At 39.3% G+C, this 968-nt stretch carries 1 protein-coding gene and 1 pseudogene; both read right to left on the bottom strand.

Annotation, left to right across the window (positions count from 1 at the left end; translation table 11 throughout):
- A pseudogene (locus IM284_RS23485) lies at window positions 1-288 on the bottom strand (RHS repeat protein); the annotation flags it as partial.
- 95 nt (window positions 289-383) lie between these two features.
- A complete protein-coding gene (locus tag IM284_RS22275) occupies window positions 384-860 on the bottom strand; it encodes a hypothetical protein (protein ID WP_082131824.1) in 477 nt (158 codons plus the stop codon).
- Window positions 861-968 lie beyond the last annotated feature (108 nt).

The raw sequence follows: 968 nt of genomic DNA, 5'->3' as shown, positions 1-968 counted from the left end.
AAGCTGACCTGCGTCTGCGGTTTGTTGCGGTTCTTCGGGTTTGGCCGTTATCCTTCTCTATGGTGCGAGCAGGAATATTATAACGCCAGTGAATGCCATTCAGCTGCGTCAGGCGGTTGTGTGGGTAACCTTCTCAGCAGAATCTTCGAGCGGGTTACCGGCTGCATCCCAGCGACACAGCTCCTCTTCGGGCAGCGTGCCGTCCTGANNGTTATCGTCCCGCTCTTCGCACACTAAGTTATTGCGGTAGTAGTAATCCCAGCGGCGCAGCGGCGGGTGCTGGGTATTTTACTTACTACAGTGGATGTCATGACTCCAGCGAATGCTTACCGAGGGCTTTTATATTAAGTAAATGATCAGAAGGATCAATCCTAACCCACACTTCAGCTTTTTATTTTTTGAGGGTTCCAATCAGAGTAATCAGCAACACGGATTTCATTAAGAACAAGATCTAGTGGAACATGTGCAATGCTATCTGCGATTTCATCATATGGCGCTGGCAACTCGAATGAAAAACCAAAGTCGTCATTTATAATAATGCAACCATTAAAAATACGCTGTTTGCAAGTCAACTCTATTATTTCTCTCATCGTTTGACCTGTTTGCAATATGCTATTATAGCGCCCCTTATAGTTTACGTTACAACCAATAGAAATGATTATTCCATCTTCAAGGGTAGCGATTGTCATTGTGTCATCTACAATATATGCAAGCCTTTTCTCATCATCAGGCAATAAATAATCAAAGTAAGTTACCTTATAGTCGGAATATAATTCACTTATATATTTACTTATATTTTCACCCAAAAAAACGTTACCTAGTGCTCTTCCTGATAAAATATCAGCATTAAAATCAATCATTTCACCCCCCCCCTTAAGTAAAAAAACCTAAACATAAAAAAAAGAATAGGTTTTTAAATAATAAATTTTAAAAAAAACAAAACCAAAAATAACAAATAATAAATAATA

The organism is Enterobacter cloacae complex sp. P12RS (assembly GCF_014895875.1).
In the GTDB taxonomy this organism is placed as follows: Bacteria; Pseudomonadota; Gammaproteobacteria; order Enterobacterales; family Enterobacteriaceae; genus Enterobacter; species Enterobacter bugandensis.
Note: the sequence above shows the minus strand (reverse complement) of the source record. Positions and strands in the feature narration are given on the sequence as shown.

Excerpts from the sequence above, each read along its gene's own strand:
- IM284_RS22275 (WP_082131824.1), bottom strand. The coding sequence starts at position 860 with ATGATTGATTTTAATGCTGATATTTTATCAGGAAGAGCACTAGGTAAC.